Here is a 16,998-nt window from a genome sequence, read left to right as displayed (position 1 = left end):
TGCCTTCCCGTCCAGCCATGATCTTGTCCGAAAACCGGCCGGCACTCATGGAATAAGCGCCTGCGCGGCGCGCTCGAGCAGCGCGTCGCGTTTCGTCGCGAAACCTGACTCGATCCACTCGGCTTCAAGGTTTTTCAGGGTTGCGCCGAGCTTTGGCCCTGGCGATGCGCCAAGCGCCGTCAAATCCGAGCCCTTGAGCGGAAATTCCGGCTTTTGCCATTTGACGGCATAGGCCAGCAGGCGAGAAAACCCGCCGGCCTCCAGCAACGCGTCATTGTCCTCGACAGCGCGCGCCCGTGCGCCTGCGAGCGAGAGCCGCAGCCGGTCGACAAAGCCTTGCCGGTCGCCGCGATAGAGCTTCTTGGCGAGTTCACCTTCGGTGGTTTTTGGCTCGATGACGGTTGCAAGCGCCCAATGGCGCAAGCGGTCCGCTTCTGCCGTCGAAAACTTCAGCCGCTGTGCCAGCGTCTGCATCCGCGCCGCATCCGGGGGGACCATGGCTTCCAACCTGAGCATCGGATCCGCCGGCCAATCCAGATCCAATCCCGTCCTGGTCAGGCCATGGACCGCATCGATGCCCCATTTCTCGCTTTCCGGCAGCACGCGGGTCAAAACACCCGCCTGCCGCATCCACAGCAAGGCGCGTGACGGATCAGGCGCCGAAAGCAGCTTTTTCAGCTCGGACCAGACCCGTTCGGCCGAAAGCTGGGCAAGCCCATCCTTCAGCCGCGCACAGGCTTTCAGCCCCTCCGCATCGGGCCGGCCTTCGCCATACCAGGCAAAGAAGCGGAAGAAGCGCAGGATGCGCAGGTAATCCTCTGCGATTCGCGCTTCCGCATCGCCGATGAAGCGCAGCCGGCGCGCCTCGATATCGGCGATGCCGCCGACGAGGTCGATGACCGTGCCGTCGGCCTCGGCGTAGAGCGCGTTGATGGTGAAGTCGCGCCGCTCGGCATCAGCCTTCCAGTCGCGCCCGAACGACACTTTCGCGCGGCGTCCATCGGTCTCGATATCGGCGCGCAGCGTGGTGACTTCGTAAGGCTTGCCGCCTGCGACAACGGTAATCGTACCGTGCTCGATGCCGGTCGGCACGGGTTTGAAGCCTTCCGCCTCGGCGCGGCGGATGGTTTCCGAGGGCAGGCAGGTGGTGGCGATGTCGATATCGGCGACGGTCTGGCCCATGAGAGCGTTGCGCACCGCGCCGCCGGCGACGCGGGCAGCCTCGCCACCCTCACTCAGGATGGCGAGCAAGCGCTGCAGATGCTTGTCGTCCAGCCAGTCGGCCCGGCCCGCGATCGAAACACTCACGCATAGAGCCTTTCATACAAGGTACGGATCATGCCGGCGGTGACGCCCCAGATGCGCCGGTCGCCATAGGGCATGTCATAGAAGAACCATTCGAGGTCGTTCCACATGCGGCTGTCGCGCTTGTGGTTGGCCGGATCCATCAGGAAGCGCAGCGGCACTTCGAAGGCGGCGTCGACCTCGTCGGCGTTCAGCGACAGCTGGAAGCCCGGGCGCACGATGCCCAGTACCGGCGCGATACGGTACCCGCTGCCGGCGACATAGTCGGGCATGCGGCCGATGATCTCGATGCGATCCTGGCCAAGGCCGATCTCTTCGAAGGTTTCACGCAGTGCCGCGGCCTCCGGACTTGCGTCGGTCGCATCGATAGTGCCGCCCGGAAATGCCACCTGCCCCGAATGGCTGCGCAGCTTTTCCGCCCGTTTGGTCAAAAGCACCGTTGCTTCGCCTTCATGATCGACCACTGGGATCAACACCGCAGCATCGCGCAGCGGTTTGGCTTGATTGAGGCGCGGATGGCCCGGATTGAAGCGATGGTCGCCATAGTCGTCGCCGGCATGCGCATCCGGCTGCGTGGCGAAGCGCGCGCGAAAATCCGCTGACGAGAACGGCGCCGGCCTCACCTGGTCCATCACGCACTCAGCCGCTTCAACTGATCCGCCGGCATGATCGGAAACACCGCGCCCCTGGAGCGCACGGCGAACATGGTTTTGCCGCCGATCTCGATCTCCTCGCCATGCCCGACCAGTTCGTACATGACCGGCCGCGCCACCAGCGCCTCCAGCCGGCCGCGCACCAGCACATAGGGCTTCAGCCCGCCGGTCTCCGTCTCGTCGACGAAGCGCAGCGGCCGCTCCGGCCCGGCCTCGACCACGTCGCCGACATTGGTGCGGAAGGTGATGATCTGTTCCTCGCCGCTGCCCGAAACATCCATCTCGACGGCGATGAAGGGCGCATCGGCGACACGGATCCCGACCCGCTCAACCGGCGTCACCAGATAGGTCTTGCCATCCTCGTCCTTGCGCAGCACCGAGGAGAAAAGCTGCACCAGCGGCATGCGGCCAATCGGCGTGCCGAGATAGAACCAGGTGCCGTCGGCCTTGATCTCCATGTCGAGATCGCCGCAGAAGTCAGGATTCCAGCGCTCGACCGGCGCGGCACCCTTGCCGGCGCGGGCGGCGCGCGAAATCAACGCCTCGAGGCCGCGCGCCTCCGTAGCGGTAGTGAGGCTTCCTTCACGATGTTCCAAGGCTTCCGTCATGGTCACGAAATAGTCACTGTTGTTCCGCTTGTCAGCCTAAGTCTGCGATTTAAGTTGGAAGCCAGTGTGGCGAACCCACCATTCGAGAGACTTTGAAGAAGCGTGATGAGGGAGTTTCGGATTCAAAGCCACGCCAGAAACTTATTGAAATCCAGTGTCGTTTTGGAATTGAGACTCTTGATCATTGATGCCACCAAAATAACAGGGACTTCCCATCCACCACACTAGCGTCAGGTGAGGCCGAATCGCGGCACATATGGTATGGTGGATGCCGGTACTTCCAACCACAAGGATCGAGCTGCATGAGCGTGATGGTCAAGGAAAGCCCGATCAGCGAAAAGGACATGATCGCCGAAGCCGAGAAGGCGCTGGCCGACATATCCAGGGTCCGCGACGGGGTCGGCCGGGTCATCTTCGGCCAGGAGAGCGTTGTCGAGCGCACGCTGGTGGCGCTGCTGGCCGGCGGCCACGCACTGCTGGTCGGTGTGCCCGGTCTGGCCAAGACCAAGCTGGTCGAAACGCTGGGTGTCGTGCTTGGCCTTGATTCGCGCCGTATCCAGTTCACGCCCGACCTGATGCCGTCCGACATTCTCGGCTCCGAGGTGATGGAGCAGGACGAGACCGGCAAGCGCTCTTTCCGCTTCATTTCCGGGCCGATCTTTGCCCAGCTGTTGATGGCCGACGAGATCAACCGCGCCTCGCCGCGCACCCAGTCGGCGCTGCTGCAGGCGATGCAGGAGTATCACGTCACCATTGCCGGCGCCCGCTACGACCTGCCGGCGCCTTTCCATGTGCTGGCAACCCAAAATCCGCTGGAACAGGAAGGCACCTATCCGCTGCCCGAGGCCCAGCTCGACCGCTTCCTGATGCAGGTCGACATCCTTTATCCCGAAATCGAGGCGGAGCGTCGCATCCTGCTGGAAACCACCGGCATCGAGGACGCCAAGGCGCGGAACGTGCTGCAGCCGGCGCGGCTGAAGGAAATCCAGATGCTAATCCGCCGCATGCCGGTGCCCGAAAGCGTCGTCGAGGCGATCCTCAAGCTGGTGCGCTCGGCGCGTCCGGGCCAGGGCAATGCCGAGACCGACAAGCATGTCGCCTGGGGGCCGGGCCCGCGCGCCAGCCAGGCGCTGACGCTGTGCGCCAGGGCGCGTGCGCTCTACGACGGTCGGCTGGCGCCATCTGTCGATGACGTGCGCGCGCTGGCCGAGCCGGTGCTGCAGCACCGCATGGCGCTGACCTTCGCCGCCCGCGCCGAGGGCACCACGGTGCGCGATGTGGTGGCGAAACTGGCCAAAGGCATCTGATGGCGCGCATAGGCGAAGTCCAGGCACCGGCAGCGACACGCGATGCGCTCGCCCGTGGCCGGCTGCGGGCTTCGCTGGTGCCGGACCTGCTGGTCGAGGCGCGCCGCATCGTCAACACGGTGATTGCCGGCTGGCATGGCCGCCGCAAGCGCGGCATCGGCGAGAATTTCTGGCAGTTCCGGCCCTATGTCGAAGGCGATTCCTCGCGCATCGACTGGCGCCGTTCAGCGCGCGACGACCATACCTATGTGCGCGACCGCGAATGGGAAGCCGCTCATACGGTTTGGCTGTGGGCCGATCCGTCGCCGTCCATGCTTTACAAATCGACCGGCGCCAGCGTGTCAAAGCAGTCGCGGGCCCTGGTCCTGGCGCTGGCCATGGCCGAGCTTCTGTCGCGCAGCGGCGAGCGCATCGCCTGGCCGGGCCTGACCGATCCGTTCACGGCCCGCAACGGCGCCGAGCGCATCGCGGCCCAGCTCATACATGCCGGCGATCTTCCGGCCAAGCCTGACCTGTCCGGCATCCGCCGCTTCTCCAATATTGTCATTGCCAGCGATTTTCTCGACCCTGTCGAGGAGACGATGGCCTGGCTCGACGTACTGGCCCGCCACGGCGTGCGTGCGCATCTGATCGAGGTTGCCGATCCGGCCGAGGAAACCTTCCCCTATGCCGGCCGCACCGAATTCACCGACCCCGAGACCGGCGACAAGCTGACAGCCGGCCGCGCCGAGATGCTGGGCGATGAATACCGCCTGCTCTACACCGCCCGCCGCGGGGAATTGGCCAGCTGGTGCAAACGGCTGGGCTGGAGCTTTACCGTCAACCACACCGACCGCCTCGCCTCCGACGCGCTGGTACGCCTGCACATGGCAATGACCGCCGATGGTGGCTATGCCGCCAGTGGCGGTCAGCCCGGCATGCCCATAGGTCAGCCTGGCATGCCCATAGGTCAGCCTGGAAAGGTCGGCGCATGAGTTGGCTGGCTCTCTCCTTCGGCGCGCCGATGGTGCTTTGGGGCCTTCTGGCGCTGCCTGTTATCTGGTGGCTGCTGCGGCTGACCCCGCCGAAGCCACAGGCGGAGATCTTCCCGCCATTGAAAATCCTGGCGCGGGTGCTGAAGCGCGAGGAGACGCCGCAACAAAGCCCCTGGTGGCTGACGCTGCTCAGGCTCCTGATGGCGGCGCTGATCGTTGCCGCATTGGCCGAACCGGTTTTCAACCCGCGTGAGAAACTGCCCGCCGAGGGTGCGGCACTTGCGCTCGTCATCGACAATGACTGGGCCAGCGCCGCCGACTGGGGTAAGCGCGTTGCCACCGCCGAACGGCTGATCGCCGATGCCGGCTCGAACGGTGTGCCTGTCATCATCGCCTTCACCGCCGAAAAGCCCAATGCCGAGGTCGGGCCCTTTGATGCCGCCGCGGCACTTGACCGGTTGCGCGCGGCAAAGCCGCGGCCGATCCCGACCGACCGCCCTGCCGTCTATGCCCGCGTCGCCGGAGCATTGGAAACCTTGCCCGGCGCCAGCGTTGCCGTGCTCGCCGATGGCCTGGCAGCGAAAGGCGATGAAGCTGCCTTCAACACGCTTCTGTCCAAAAACGCCGCGCGTGTGGTGTGGGCCAGTTCCGATCGGCTGGCGCTCACCGGCCTCACCGGCGCCGAGAACCAGGTCGACGGGTTTGCCCTCACCGCCATCCGGGCGCCGGGCGATCCGGCCCCCGCACAGATCACCGCCGGCGCCTTCGACGACAAGGGCCGCCGCATCGCCGATGCGACGCTGACCTTCGCGCCGGGCGAAGCCACCGCCACCGGCACCATGTCGGTGCCGTTCGAGTTGCGCAACGACTTCGCCTCGATCGCGCTAGACGGTGAACGCCAGGCGGGCGCCGTGCGCGTGCTGGACGAGAGCTCCAAGCGCCGCCGTGTCGGCCTGCTGTCGCAGGCCGAGGCCGATCAGGCGCAGCCGCTTCTGTCGCCGCTCTACTACATCAGGCGCGCGCTGCAGCCCTTCGCCGACCTCGTCGAACCGTCGAGCGCCGATCTCGCCGACGCCATTCCGCAGATCCTCGACCAGAAGCCGGCGATGATCGTCATGGCCGACGTCGGCACCATTCCCGAACAGGTCCACCAGAGGCTGGCCGATTGGGTCGACAATGGCGGCACGCTGGTGCGTTTCGCCGGCTCGCGGCTGGCTGCCGCCGGCAATGACGACGACCTGTTGCCGGTCCGCCTGCGCACCGGCGAACGTTCGCTTGGCGGCGCGCTGTCATGGACCTCGCCGCAGCCGGTCACCGAATTTCCGAAGGCAGGCCCTTTCGCCGATCTGGCGCCACCGACCGAAGTGACCGTGACGAGGCAGGTTCTGGCCGAGCCGACACCCGATATTGTCGAGCGCACCTGGGCCGCCCTTGCCGACGGCACGCCGCTTGTCACCGGGCTGAAAAAGGGCAAGGGCACGCTGGTGCTGTTCCATGTCACGCCCGAGGCGACATGGTCGAACCTGCCGATCTCGGGCAGCTTCGTCGAGATGCTGCGCCGCATCGTGCAGATATCGCGCAACCAGGGCGCGGCGGTCGCCAACGCCGAAGCCGCCGCCACCTCGCTGGCGCCTTACCGTATGATATCGGCCGAAGGCACGCTGGTGCCGCCGACGCCCGATGCACGGCCGCTGGTGCCGGGCGCTGGCTTGCTGCCCGTGACCTTCGAGAACCCGCCTGGCCTCTACGGCTCCGAGGCCGGTGTCTTCGCTCACAATCTTCTCGAGGCCGGCAGCGCCTTCGCACCGCTGGTGCGCCCACAGATCGCCGTGCCCGTCACCACGATCCAGTATGCCTTCGATGAATCGCGCAATCTGAAGGGCGGCCTGGTGGCGGCAGCGCTGGGCCTGATGGTGCTCGATACGCTGGCGGTGTTCTGGATGGGCGGCCTCTTTGCCCGCCGGCGGCGGCGTGGCAGCGCGGTCACAACCACCGCCGCATTGCTGATCGCGTTTGGCGCGCTCTTGGGCCACGCCGACCTCGCCCGCGCCGACGATGCCAAGCCTGGCGATGCCGCGGCCATCGAGGATATTTCCAAGACCCGCATCGCCTATGTGTTGACCGGCGTGCCGGGGGTCGATTCGATCAGCCGCGCCGGCCTCGAGGGCCTGACCCGCTTCCTCATCGAGAAGACAGCACTCGAGCCGGGCGCACCGGCCGGCGTCGACATTTCGAAGGACGAGCTCTCCTTCTATCCCTTGATCTACTGGCCCATCGATCCCGCCGCCCCGATGCCGACCGAGGCCGCGATCGCCCGCGTCGACGCTTATATGCAGCAAGGCGGAACCGTGCTGTTCGACACCCGCGACCAGTTCGCCAACGGCATCGGCGCCGATTCGACCAGCCCGGCGACAGAGCGGCTTCGCGACATCCTCGGCAATCTCAACGTGCCGCCGCTGGAACCGGTGCCGGCCGACCATGTGCTGACCAAATCCTTCTTCATCCTTCCCGAGTTTCCCGGCCGCTTCAACGGCAGTCCGCTCTGGGTCGAGGCGTCGCTCGACGCCAGCAACACCGAGAACCGTCCGGTGCGCACCGGCGACGGCGTCTCGCCGATCATGATCACCGCCAATGATTTCGCTGGTGCCTGGGCGGTTGACGAGAATGGCGATGCCTTGCTGCCGACCGTGCCGAATGATCCGATGCAGCGCATTTATGCGATGCGTGCCGGCGTCAACATCATGATGTACATGCTGACCGGAAACTACAAATCCGATCAGGTGCATGTCCCCATACTGCTCGAACGGCTGGGGCAGTGAGATGACCTTCTTTGTTGCACAGACTGTGCGGATTACCTCTCCCCGGCAGAGGAAGGGGTAAGACATGAACTGGTCGATCTCCTTCGAACCGCTGATCTCCTGGCCGCTTCTGGCAATCGTGCTGGTCCCGCTGGCGCTGCTGGCGCTTGTCGGCCTGTGGTTTCGCCAGCGCGGTGCGGTCTTCCGCTTCGTTGCCCTGCTGGCGCTTGGCGCCGCTTTGCTCAACCCGGTCTTCCTCAACGAGGAGCGTGAACCGCTGAAAAGCGTCGTTGCTCTGGTTGTCGACCGCAGCCAAAGCCAGGATATCGGCGATCGCACCAAACAGACGGACGAGGCCTTGGCCGGCCTTCAGCAGCGTCTTGGCCGCTTCAAGCAGTTCGACGTGCGCGTCGTCGAGGCCGGCAGATCCGAAGCCGCGGAGGAACGCACCGAGACGAAGCTTTTCGGCGCGCTTGAAGGCGCCTTCCGCGATGTGCCGCCATCGCGCATCGGCGGCGCCATCATGATCACCGATGGCGAGGTGCATGACGCACCGGCCGGCGCTCCCGACTTCAATGCTCCGCTACATGCGCTGATCACCGGCAACGATCACGAGAAGGATCGCCGCATCCGCTTCGAGAGCGCGCCGCGTTTCGGTCTGGTCGGCAAGCCGCTCGACATGACCTACCGTGTCATTTCGACCGACAACAACGCCGCGCCGGTCGATGTCCGCGTTTCGGTCAATGGCGAACAGGTCGCGATCGAACATGCCACCATCGGCCAGGTAATGCCGCTGCAGGTCACCATTCCCGGCGCCGGGCGCAACATCGTTGAACTTGCCATTGACCGCGAACCCGATGAATTGACCGACACCAACAACCGCGCCATCGCGCTGGTCGACGGCATCCGCGAAAATCTGCGCGTGCTGCTGGTCTCTGGTGAACCGCATGCCGGCGAGCGCACCTGGCGCAATCTGTTGAAGTCCGACGCCTCGGTCGATCTCGTCCACTTCACCATTCTGCGGCCGCCGGAAAAACAGGATGGCACGCCGATCAATGAACTGTCGCTGATCGCCTTCCCGACGCGCGAATTGTTCGTCGAGAAGATCAAGGATTTCGACCTTATTATCTTCGACCGCTACCAGCACCGCGACGTGCTGCCGATCCTCTATTACGACTACATCGCCGAATATGTCGAAAAGGGCGGCGCACTGCTGATCGCCGCCGGACCCGAATATGCCGGTGAAGCCTCGATCGCCCGCACGCCATTGATGTCGGCGTTGCCGGCGATGCCGACCGGCGAGATCGTCGAAAAGGCCTTCTATCCGCGCCTCACCGATCTCGGCCAGCGTCATCCGGTGACACGTGGGCTCGACGGCTCGGCCACCGAGCCGCCGCACTGGAGCCGCTGGTTCCGCACCATCGGCGTCAAGAATCCCGAGGGAGAAGTGGTGATGAAGGGGGCCGACGACCGGCCCCTGCTGCTGCTCGACCGCAAGGGCGAAGGCCGCGTCGGCATGCTCCTGTCAGACCAGGGCTGGTTGTGGGCGCGTGGCTTCGAAGGCGGCGGGCCGCATGTCCAACTCTACCGCCGCATCGCCCACTGGCTGATGAAGGAACCGGAACTCGAGGAGGAACGGCTGACCGCCGATGGCCGTGGCATGGTGCTGGAAATCCGCCGCCAGACCATGAGCGACGACCCCGGCCCAGCCCAGATCATCACCCCCACCGGCAAGACACTGGCGGTCAAGCTCGAGAAATCCGAACCCGGCGTCTTCCTCGGCAGCGTCGAGACCCGCGAGATCGGCCTCTACCAGATCGCCAATGGCGACCTGACGGCGCTCGCCCATGTCGGGCCTGTCAATGCGCCGGAATTCTCCGATGTCATTTCCACCCAGGACCGGTTGAAGGCGCCGGCGGAAGCCACCGGCGGAAGCGTGCGGCGGCTGGCGGCGGCATCGGCCCTCGGCGGCAGCGATATCACCTTGCCCTCCATCGTGCCGGTGCGTTCTTCGGGCGAGGCAGCGGGCAGCGACTGGATCGGCCTGCGCACCACCGATGACAGCGTCCTGAAGGCGGTGTCGCGCGTGCCGCTGTTCGGCGGCTTCCTCGGCCTTGGCCTGCTGCTCCTGGCAATGGGCTCGATGTGGTACCGCGAGGGGCGGTAGAAGAGCGCCCCTGCTCTACTCCTCAGGCTCGGTCGTGAACATCAGCGGATAGCCCTTTGCCTTGCCCGCGTCTGTCGCCCGCGTCGCCTTGGTCTCGGCGACGTCCTTGGTGAACACGGCTACGACGCAGACACCGCGCCGGTGCGCGGTTATCATCACCCGGTGCGCCTGGTCTTCGCTGAGTTTGAACTCGCCCTTCAGCACTGTCACCACGAATTCGCGTGGCGTGAAGTCGTCATTGATGAGGATGACCTTGTAGAGCTTGGGCCGCTCGACCTGTGGCTTGACCTGGACGCGCGGCTTTGTGGTGATTTCAGGCATTGGAACCGACAATTCGCATGAGCGACGACCTGGCACGCATTTTGGCATCCGCGACGGCCGTCGTCTATTTGGAAGCACGCCACCGGAAGCCGGCGGCGGTCATTCCAGGATATGTGGGAATTGTCGGATGCCGTTCAACGGCCCTGGCGGCCAAACATGCGCCGGGATGGAACCTGCCGTGCGCTTGCTGGCGGCTGCGTATCGGGTCGAGGCTTGTTTCCGGCCGCATCCGCCTGGCGCTCCAGCCACGCAAAAAGCCCCCAGGCGGCAAAGCAGGTCAGCGTAGCGCTGGTGAGGACGATCAGCAGCCAGGTTTGAAGCGGCGTGATGTAGTCCCAGTTGGCGGAAATCTCGGGTGCGAAAAGCGAAGGCTCGGTTCTGCCGCTGGCCAGATCAGGCACGGGGCTGGCGGTGAAAAGGATCAGCACCCGGGCCGCGCCGGTGGCAATCAGGCCGCCAAGAGCCATGGAGCGCAGAACGGAGGAAACCCGCTTCTTCATGCGGAATGGTCCTACAGGGCCGGATTGCGAACAGTAGAATGGGATCAGGATACCGGGCGGGAAGCGGCGGAAGGGCCACTCCAGCCAAAACCCGGCTGGAGTGGCCTTCTAAAAGCCAGCTTGCGCTACCGCATGTCGCTCAAAAAGTTTTGGCAATCAAATGACATGCATCACAACAAGAAGTTTGCTTGGATCAGGGCTTCTTCGGCGCCATCTTCTTCGGAGCCATCTTCTTGGCCTTCTTGACCGGGCACTTGTGGGTCTTGGTCACCTTGCAGGCCATGGCCTTCTTCATCTCGGCTTTCTTCGGAGCAGCCTTCATCGGCGCGGCGGTAGCCGGCGCGGTCGTAGCCGGAGCAGTCGTGGTGGCGGCAGCGGCCGGAGCAGCGGTGGTGGCGGCGGCGTTGCCGAGAGCTGGCATCGAGAAGGCGAGAGCAACGGCCAGGCCGAGAGCGGAGAGGAGGGACTTGTTCATGGCTTCGTTTCCTTTTTTATGCTGGTCGAATTCGAGTTTCACTGAACCGGGTCGTTCGGTGTAACTCCAAGCAGCTTCAGAGCATTTGCGAGCATCCGGATACCCTGTGCCTGTTTCTTGTTGGCGCAGAACCGGTTGCCTTTTCTTTGAAGTGCCTTTGCCGCGGTGACCTGCGTTGCCGTGGCGTGGGTTTCGAGGGCTTCATCAAATTGGTGGCTAAGATTGGTGCAACGCTCGCTCCGGGTAAGCGCTACTTTTGCATCCGATTGTCCGACAGCGGCAGTGACGAGCGAGACGCTCAGCAACGCACCCATCAAACTGATCGAAAACCTCTGCATTGGTTTATCCGTAAACTCCGGAGACTTGGCGTCGCAGCCGATGACCTGACCGCCACGGCACCGTTATGCCTTTGAATTTTTTCAGGAGTTTTTCTGAACTGTAGAATTTTGTTTCTGAAGTGTGTCTGAGAAACCCGGTGTGAACCCATCATCGCCACTGGCCAACATATGGCCTGAATTCTATCGTGTGGGTCACCACATAAGGTAGCTTGGCCGCGAACCATGACAGGACCGCTGTGAAATCCGACGCACACATACTGATCGTTGACGACGACAAGGGCATCCGCGACCTGCTTCAGGAGTTTTTCCAGAAGCGGGGTCTGCACACTTCGGTCGCCGCCGACGGCATCGAGATGGAAACCATCCTGCGCCGCGCACAGGTGGACCTCATCGTTCTCGACGTCATGCTGCCCGGCAAGAGCGGACTGGAGCTGTGCCGCGATCTTCGCGCCCAGTACTCGACACCGATCATCATGCTGACCGCCGTCACCGAGACAACCGACCGCGTCGTCGGCCTGGAGATGGGGGCTGACGACTATGTGCCGAAACCCTTCGACCCACGCGAACTGCTGGCCCGCATCCGCGCTGTGCTGCGGCGCAATGGCGCCGCCGAGCCGAAGCGCGCCACCACCAAGCAGATCTACCGCTTCGCCGGCTGGACGATGGACTGTTCGCGCCGGCGATTGATTGCGCCCGACGATGTCAGGGTCGAGCTGACCATGGCTGAGTTCAACCTGCTGCAGACCTTCGTCAAGAGCGCGCAGCGCGTGCTGACCCGAGACCAGTTGATCGAACTGTCCGGCGGCGACAGCGACTATTCCTTCGACCGCAGCATCGACATCCTGGTCTCCAGGCTGCGGCGCAAGATGGAAGACGACCCGAAAATGCCGAAACTGATCCTGACGGTGCGCAGCGGCGGCTACCAGTTCCTGCCCGAGACGACCTCCGAATGAGACGCTTCCTGCCGCAGACCTTGCCTGTCTGGGTGCTGCTGATCGTCATCGCCGGCCTCCTGATCAGCCAGGTCGCGACCCTCTATATCGTGTCGCGTGACCGCGCCGCCGCCAATGACGTGGTCGATCTCTACCGGCTCAATGATCGCGCGTTCTCCCTGGTGCAGCTGATGCATGAAGCCACCCCGGAGGAGCGCAAGGCAACGGCGACCGGTCTTTTCAACGCCACCTATGCGCTCACGGTTTCGGACACACCTGCCGTCAGCTCATCCATCGCCGGTGACGACGAACTGGCTGAACTGGAAGACATTCTCGTCGGGCGGCTGTCGAAGTTCGGCGTTACCGACGCCCGCGTGCGGCGCGATCCGGCGACGCGCGAGGCCGACGATGCCGCCGGCGCGGCCGAAGGTCCCGATATCGGTCAGGTCGAACGCGACCTTCTGGTGCTGGCCTCCGATTTCGCCCAGAGCGACAAGCTGACGGCCTCGCTGCGCTTCGCCGACGGTCAGTGGCTAAACTTCACCGAGCCGATCACGCCGGTCGGTCCGATCCTGAGTTTTGACAGCCTGCCGCTCTACTCATTGATTGCCGGATTGGTGGTGATCATGTCGATCTGGTCTCTGCGCCGGCTGACCGCGCCGTACCGGATGATGGAAACCGCCGTCAATCGGATCGGCAAGGACCTGAAGAGCCCGCCGATCACCGAGAGCGGCAGCCGCGAGGTCCGCGCCGCCGCCAAGGCGATCAACGCCATGCAGTCGAGATTGCGCGAATATGTCGAGGACCGCGAACATCTGGCGGCAGCACTGGCGCACGACCTGCGCACGCCAATGACCCGGATGCGGCTGCGCCTGGAACTGCTGCGCAAATCAGCGGTTCGCGAAGCACTGACTCATGACCTTGCCGACGTCGAAAGCATTGCCAGTTCGGTCATCGATTTCGCCACGTTCGAGGTGACGGAGGAGAAGAGCGAACGCATCGATTTCTGGTCGCTCGTGGAATCGATCGCCGACGGCTTCCCGGATGCCTCGTTCGACAATGACGACACCCGGTCGCGCGGCCTGATCTGCATGGCGCGGCCGGTCGCGCTCAGGCGCTGCGTCACCAATCTGGTCCAGAATGCCGTGACCTACGGCAAGAAGGCGCATCTCACCCTGCACCGGACGGACGACATGATCACGCTGATCATCCGCGACGAAGGCCCGGGCATCCCGCAGGCGCAGATCGATGCGGTCTTCGGCTCGTTCGTGCGCCTGGAACAGTCCCGCAACCGCCAGACTGGCGGGCTTGGCCTCGGCCTGACCATTGCCCGCAACATCGCCCGTGCCGCCGGCGGAGAGATCAGCTTGTCCAACCATCCCGGCGGCGGCCTGCTGACGCAATTGCGGCTGCCGGCCGCGGTTTGAAATAGGGCGGTCGGCTGAACTCTACCTTCTCAAAACCGCGCTCAGCACGTCGCGGATGCCGATGGCACCGACGAAGCGCGACTGGTCGTCGAAGAGCGCGACCGGTGCCGTCTGCGAACGATGCATGGCCAGCATGACGGTTTTCAGCGAGGTGCCGGGATTGGCCCAGAATACTTGTGCCGCCTCCTCCGACTGGCCCTCGACATCGGCGCAGGACACCCACACCGCCGGCTTGCCGTCGCGTTCGGCCGCCGCCACCAGGCCATGTTCGTCGATCTTGAAGCGCGTCGTCTTGCGCCGGTCGAGCCACACCCAGCCATTGTCGCCATGCTCAAGGTCGCGGCTGTCGCGCATCACATTCCAGGCGGTCAGCACCGAGAGCGGGTTCACATTGGCGATGAAGTCGCGGACATAGTCGTTGGCGGGGCGCAGCACGATGTCTTCCGGCGCGCCGGTCTGTACGATGCGCCCGCCTTCCATGATGGTGATATGGCTGCCGATCTTCAGCGCTTCTTCCAGATCGTGGCTGACGAAGATAATGGTCTTCTTCAGCTCCGCCTGCAGCTGCAGCAATTCGTCCTGCAGCTTGGTGCGGATCAGCGGATCGAGCGCTGAGAAGGGCTCGTCCATCAAAAGGATCGGCGCCTCGGTGGCGAAGGCACGGGCGAGGCCGACACGCTGTTGCATGCCGCCCGAAAGCTCATGGGCGTATTTGTTCGCCCACTGGTCGAGATTGACCAGCTTGAGCTGGCGCTGCACGCGTTCCTTGCGCTCGGCATCCGGCACGCCGGCCAGCTCGAGGCCGAGGCCGACATTTTCCTCCACCGTGCGCCACGGCAACAGGCCGAACTGCTGGAACACCATCGCCACTTGCTTCTGGCGCAACCGCCGCAAGGTCGCCTGGTCGCAGGTGACGACATCGACGGTATTGTCGCCATCCTTGACCAGCACCTGGCCGCGCGACACCACGTTCAGCCGGTTCACCGCCCGCAGCAGAGTCGACTTGCCCGAACCGGACAGGCCCATCAGGACGGAAATTTCGCCCTCGTGCACGGTCAGGCTGGCACCGGCGCAGCCCAGAACATTGCCGGTTTTCTCGAGGATTTCCGCGCGGGTCGCGCCGGCGTCGATCATCGCCAGCGAGCCGGCCTGGTCGGCGCCGAAGACGATATCGACATTTCTGAAATCGACGGCGACGGTCATTTCTTGCCTCCAACGGCGATGCGGGTCATGCGGTCGAGTACGATGGCGAGCACGACGATGGCGAGGCCGGCCTCAAGCCCGAGGTCGATCCGGCGCGAACCGAGCGCACGGTTGATCTCGGTACCAAGGCCGCCGGCACCAATCAGCGCCGCGAACACCACCATAGACAGCGACAGCATGATCGACTGCGTAAGGCCTGCCATGATGGTCGGCAGCGCGGAGGGCAACTCCACTTTCCACAACAGCTGGCTCTTCGTGGCGCCGAACGCCTCGCCGGCCTCGACGATCGATTTCGGAACCGAGACGACCCCGAGATGGGTGAGCCGGACAGCGGTCGGGATGACGAAGATGATTGTGACGATCAGACCGGGTGCGTTGCCGAGGCCGAACAGGGTCAGCACCGGGATCAGGTAGACGAAGGTCGGCAGCGTCTGCATCAGGTCGAGCACCGGCAGCATGACGCGATAGACCTTCGGCTTGTGCGCGGCCCAGATACCGAGCGGCACACCGATGGCCATCGCCATCGCCGCCGCCGCCACGACCAGCACCAGGGTCTGTACCGTCTGTTTCCAGAGGTTCTGGTTGATGATGAAGATCAGGCCGAGAAAGACGCCGATCGCGAGTGGCCGCGAGCGCTGCAGCAGCCAGGCGATAACCGCGATGACCAGCGCCAGAAGCACTGGCGGCACCATCAGCAGAAGATCGACCAACCCATCGAGCAGGAAGTTGAGGCCGTTGGAAAAGGCCCTGAACACCGTGTCGAAATTGTCGGTGAGGAAGCCGAAGAAGGCCTTTCCCCAGGCGCCGACCGGAATCTTGTAGCTGACCAGGAATTTCGAAATCGGATCCATCTCGCCCCTCTCCTACCCTACCGCCGCCGCCCGCTCTCGGCCCGATACTGTCGCAACGTCATCTTGTCACAGGATATGAAAAAGGGCAGCCTTTTCTAAATGGCTGCCCTTTAATTTCGGCCAGGCCGAAATCGCAGTCGGCTCAGCTTCCGAGCGCGGTCTTGATGGCTGCCGCGGCATCCTTACCGTCGAAGGTGGTCACGCCGGCGATCCAGGGCGCAACCGCACCCGGATTTTTCTTCAGCCAGTCGGTCGCCACCGTGTTGGCGTCGCCGCCCTTCAGGATCGCGTCCATCATCTGGCCTTCCATGTCCAGATTGAACTTGAGGTTGGCGATGAACTTGCCGGCATTCGGGCATTCGGCGGTGTAGCCCTTGCGCACATTGGTGTTGACGACGGCCGCACCGAAGCCGCTGTCGCCCATGCCGTCGAGATAGGTGATCTTCATGGCGCCCATCACCGGATGGGGCGTCCAGCCGAGGAAGGCGATCCATTCATTGCTCTTCATCGACTGTTCGGCCTGCGTCAGCATGCCGGCTTCCGAGGATTCAACCAGTTCGAAACCGTCGAGCTTGTCGGCCGGGTTCTTGATCATGTCGAGAATGATGCGGTTGCCGTCATTGCCGGCCTCGATGCCATAGATCTTGCCGTTGAACTTGTCCTTGAACTTGCCGAGGTCCGTCAGCGACTTGACGCCGGCATCCGCGACATAGGTCGGCACGACGATGCCATAACCTGCACCGGCGAGGTTCTGGCTGATGGTCTCGACCGAGCCGTCGGCAGTGTAGTCCTTGATGTCGTTGGTCATCGACGGCATCCAGTTGCCGAGGAACACGTCGAGATCCTTGTTCTTCATCGAAGCCATGGTGACCGGCACCGACAGCTGGATGACTTTCGGCTCGTAGCCAAGCGCGGTGAGAAGGACCGATGCAAGCCCGGTGGTTGCCTGGATATCGGTCCAGCCGACATCAGAGAGGCGGACGGTCTTGCAGCTTTCTGCATCGCCGGCGAAGGCGGCGGTCGTCGAAAGCAAAGCCGCCAGGCCGAGGCCCGCGGCGAAGGAATTCATGCGCGACATGTGTATTCTCCCATTGTGATTCCGAAGCGGAGCGAAGTTACGGTTTCTCTGCCCGCCTTGT

Annotated in this window: 16 protein-coding genes; 6 read left to right on the top strand and 10 right to left on the bottom strand. The window is 64.0% G+C overall.

All coding sequences use genetic code 11. From position 1 onward, the window contains the following. Positions 1 to 45 precede the first annotated feature (45 nt). From GA829_RS11740 to GA829_RS11730, 3 genes are read right to left on the bottom strand one after another with little or no spacing between them, the layout of a single operon-like run. Positions 46 to 1,308: a CCA tRNA nucleotidyltransferase gene (locus GA829_RS11740; RefSeq protein WP_195178659.1), complete on the bottom strand. Its 1,263-nt coding sequence runs from the start codon at positions 1,306 to 1,308 to the stop codon at positions 46 to 48. Continuing rightward, positions 1,305 to 1,937 (bottom strand): CoA pyrophosphatase, encoded by a 633-nt coding sequence (locus tag GA829_RS11735; protein WP_195178658.1) that lies wholly within the window; start codon positions 1,935 to 1,937, stop codon positions 1,305 to 1,307. The genes GA829_RS11740 and GA829_RS11735 overlap by 4 nt, the downstream gene beginning before the upstream one ends. Continuing rightward, positions 1,937 to 2,566 (bottom strand): DUF1285 domain-containing protein, encoded by a 630-nt coding sequence (locus GA829_RS11730; RefSeq protein ID WP_195178657.1) that lies wholly within the window; start codon positions 2,564 to 2,566, stop codon positions 1,937 to 1,939. Before GA829_RS11730 ends, GA829_RS11735 begins: the two co-directional genes overlap by 1 nt. 302 nt (positions 2,567 to 2,868) lie before the next feature. Between GA829_RS11730 and GA829_RS11725 the strand changes: the two genes are divergently transcribed. The 4 genes from GA829_RS11725 (at position 2,869) to GA829_RS11710 (ending at position 9,812) form a co-directional block, all read left to right on the top strand. After that, positions 2,869 to 3,873, top strand: a complete 1,005-nt coding sequence (locus GA829_RS11725) for an AAA family ATPase (RefSeq protein WP_195178656.1) — start codon at positions 2,869 to 2,871, stop codon at positions 3,871 to 3,873. After that, complete coding sequence (locus GA829_RS11720) at positions 3,873 to 4,847, top strand: DUF58 domain-containing protein (protein ID WP_195178655.1); 975 nt, start codon at positions 3,873 to 3,875, stop codon at positions 4,845 to 4,847. The genes GA829_RS11725 and GA829_RS11720 overlap by 1 nt, the downstream gene beginning before the upstream one ends. Continuing rightward, positions 4,844 to 7,666 (top strand): DUF4159 domain-containing protein, encoded by a 2,823-nt coding sequence (locus GA829_RS11715; RefSeq protein WP_195178654.1) that lies wholly within the window; start codon positions 4,844 to 4,846, stop codon positions 7,664 to 7,666. The genes GA829_RS11720 and GA829_RS11715 overlap by 4 nt, the downstream gene beginning before the upstream one ends. A gap of 64 nt (positions 7,667 to 7,730) precedes the next feature. Then, positions 7,731 to 9,812, top strand: a complete 2,082-nt coding sequence (locus GA829_RS11710; RefSeq protein WP_195178653.1) for a hypothetical protein — start codon at positions 7,731 to 7,733, stop codon at positions 9,810 to 9,812. Between the two features lie 15 nt (positions 9,813 to 9,827). On the opposite strand, the gene clpS is transcribed toward GA829_RS11710, so the two are convergent. The 4 genes from clpS to GA829_RS11690 form a co-directional block, all read right to left on the bottom strand. Then, on the bottom strand, positions 9,828 to 10,133 hold the full coding sequence (clpS, locus tag GA829_RS11705) for an ATP-dependent Clp protease adapter ClpS (protein ID WP_027039419.1): 306 nt from the start codon (positions 10,131 to 10,133) through the stop codon (positions 9,828 to 9,830). Between the two features lie 134 nt (positions 10,134 to 10,267). Then, positions 10,268 to 10,633: a hypothetical protein gene (locus GA829_RS11700; RefSeq protein ID WP_195178652.1), complete on the bottom strand. Its 366-nt coding sequence runs from the start codon at positions 10,631 to 10,633 to the stop codon at positions 10,268 to 10,270. Positions 10,634 to 10,826: 193 nt separating this feature from the next. Next, on the bottom strand, positions 10,827 to 11,108 hold the full coding sequence (locus tag GA829_RS11695) for a hypothetical protein (RefSeq protein ID WP_195178651.1): 282 nt from the start codon (positions 11,106 to 11,108) through the stop codon (positions 10,827 to 10,829). A gap of 38 nt (positions 11,109 to 11,146) precedes the next feature. Continuing rightward, positions 11,147 to 11,446: a hypothetical protein gene (locus GA829_RS11690; RefSeq protein ID WP_195178650.1), complete on the bottom strand. Its 300-nt coding sequence runs from the start codon at positions 11,444 to 11,446 to the stop codon at positions 11,147 to 11,149. Between the two features lie 236 nt (positions 11,447 to 11,682). Here GA829_RS11690 and GA829_RS11685 point away from each other — a divergent pair, with 236 nt between their 5' ends. Continuing rightward, entirely contained in the window at positions 11,683 to 12,399 is a 717-nt protein-coding gene (locus GA829_RS11685; RefSeq protein WP_195178649.1) for a response regulator, read from the top strand. Beyond that, the gene (locus tag GA829_RS11680; RefSeq protein ID WP_195178648.1) at positions 12,396 to 13,805 is read left to right on the top strand and encodes an ATP-binding protein; all 1,410 of its coding nucleotides are present in this window, start codon (positions 12,396 to 12,398) and stop codon (positions 13,803 to 13,805) included. The genes GA829_RS11685 and GA829_RS11680 overlap by 4 nt, the downstream gene beginning before the upstream one ends. Before the next feature lie 21 nt (positions 13,806 to 13,826). Here the strand turns inward: GA829_RS11680 and choV are convergent, their stop codons facing one another. From choV to choX, 3 genes are all read right to left on the bottom strand, one after another. Continuing rightward, positions 13,827 to 15,008, bottom strand: a complete 1,182-nt coding sequence (gene choV, locus GA829_RS11675) for a choline ABC transporter ATP-binding protein (protein WP_195178647.1) — start codon at positions 15,006 to 15,008, stop codon at positions 13,827 to 13,829. Then, a complete protein-coding gene (choW, locus tag GA829_RS11670; protein WP_195178646.1) occupies positions 15,005 to 15,859 on the bottom strand; it encodes a choline ABC transporter permease subunit in 855 nt (284 codons plus the stop codon). Before choW ends, choV begins: the two co-directional genes overlap by 4 nt. A gap of 142 nt (positions 15,860 to 16,001) precedes the next feature. Continuing rightward, a complete protein-coding gene (gene choX, locus GA829_RS11665) occupies positions 16,002 to 16,937 on the bottom strand; it encodes a choline ABC transporter substrate-binding protein (protein WP_195178645.1) in 936 nt (311 codons plus the stop codon). Positions 16,938 to 16,998 lie beyond the last annotated feature (61 nt).

Origin of the sequence: Mesorhizobium sp. INR15 (assembly GCF_015500075.1) — a bacterium.
Lineage (GTDB): Bacteria > Pseudomonadota > Alphaproteobacteria > Rhizobiales > Rhizobiaceae > Mesorhizobium.
This window is presented reverse-complemented; position numbering and strand designations above follow the sequence as displayed.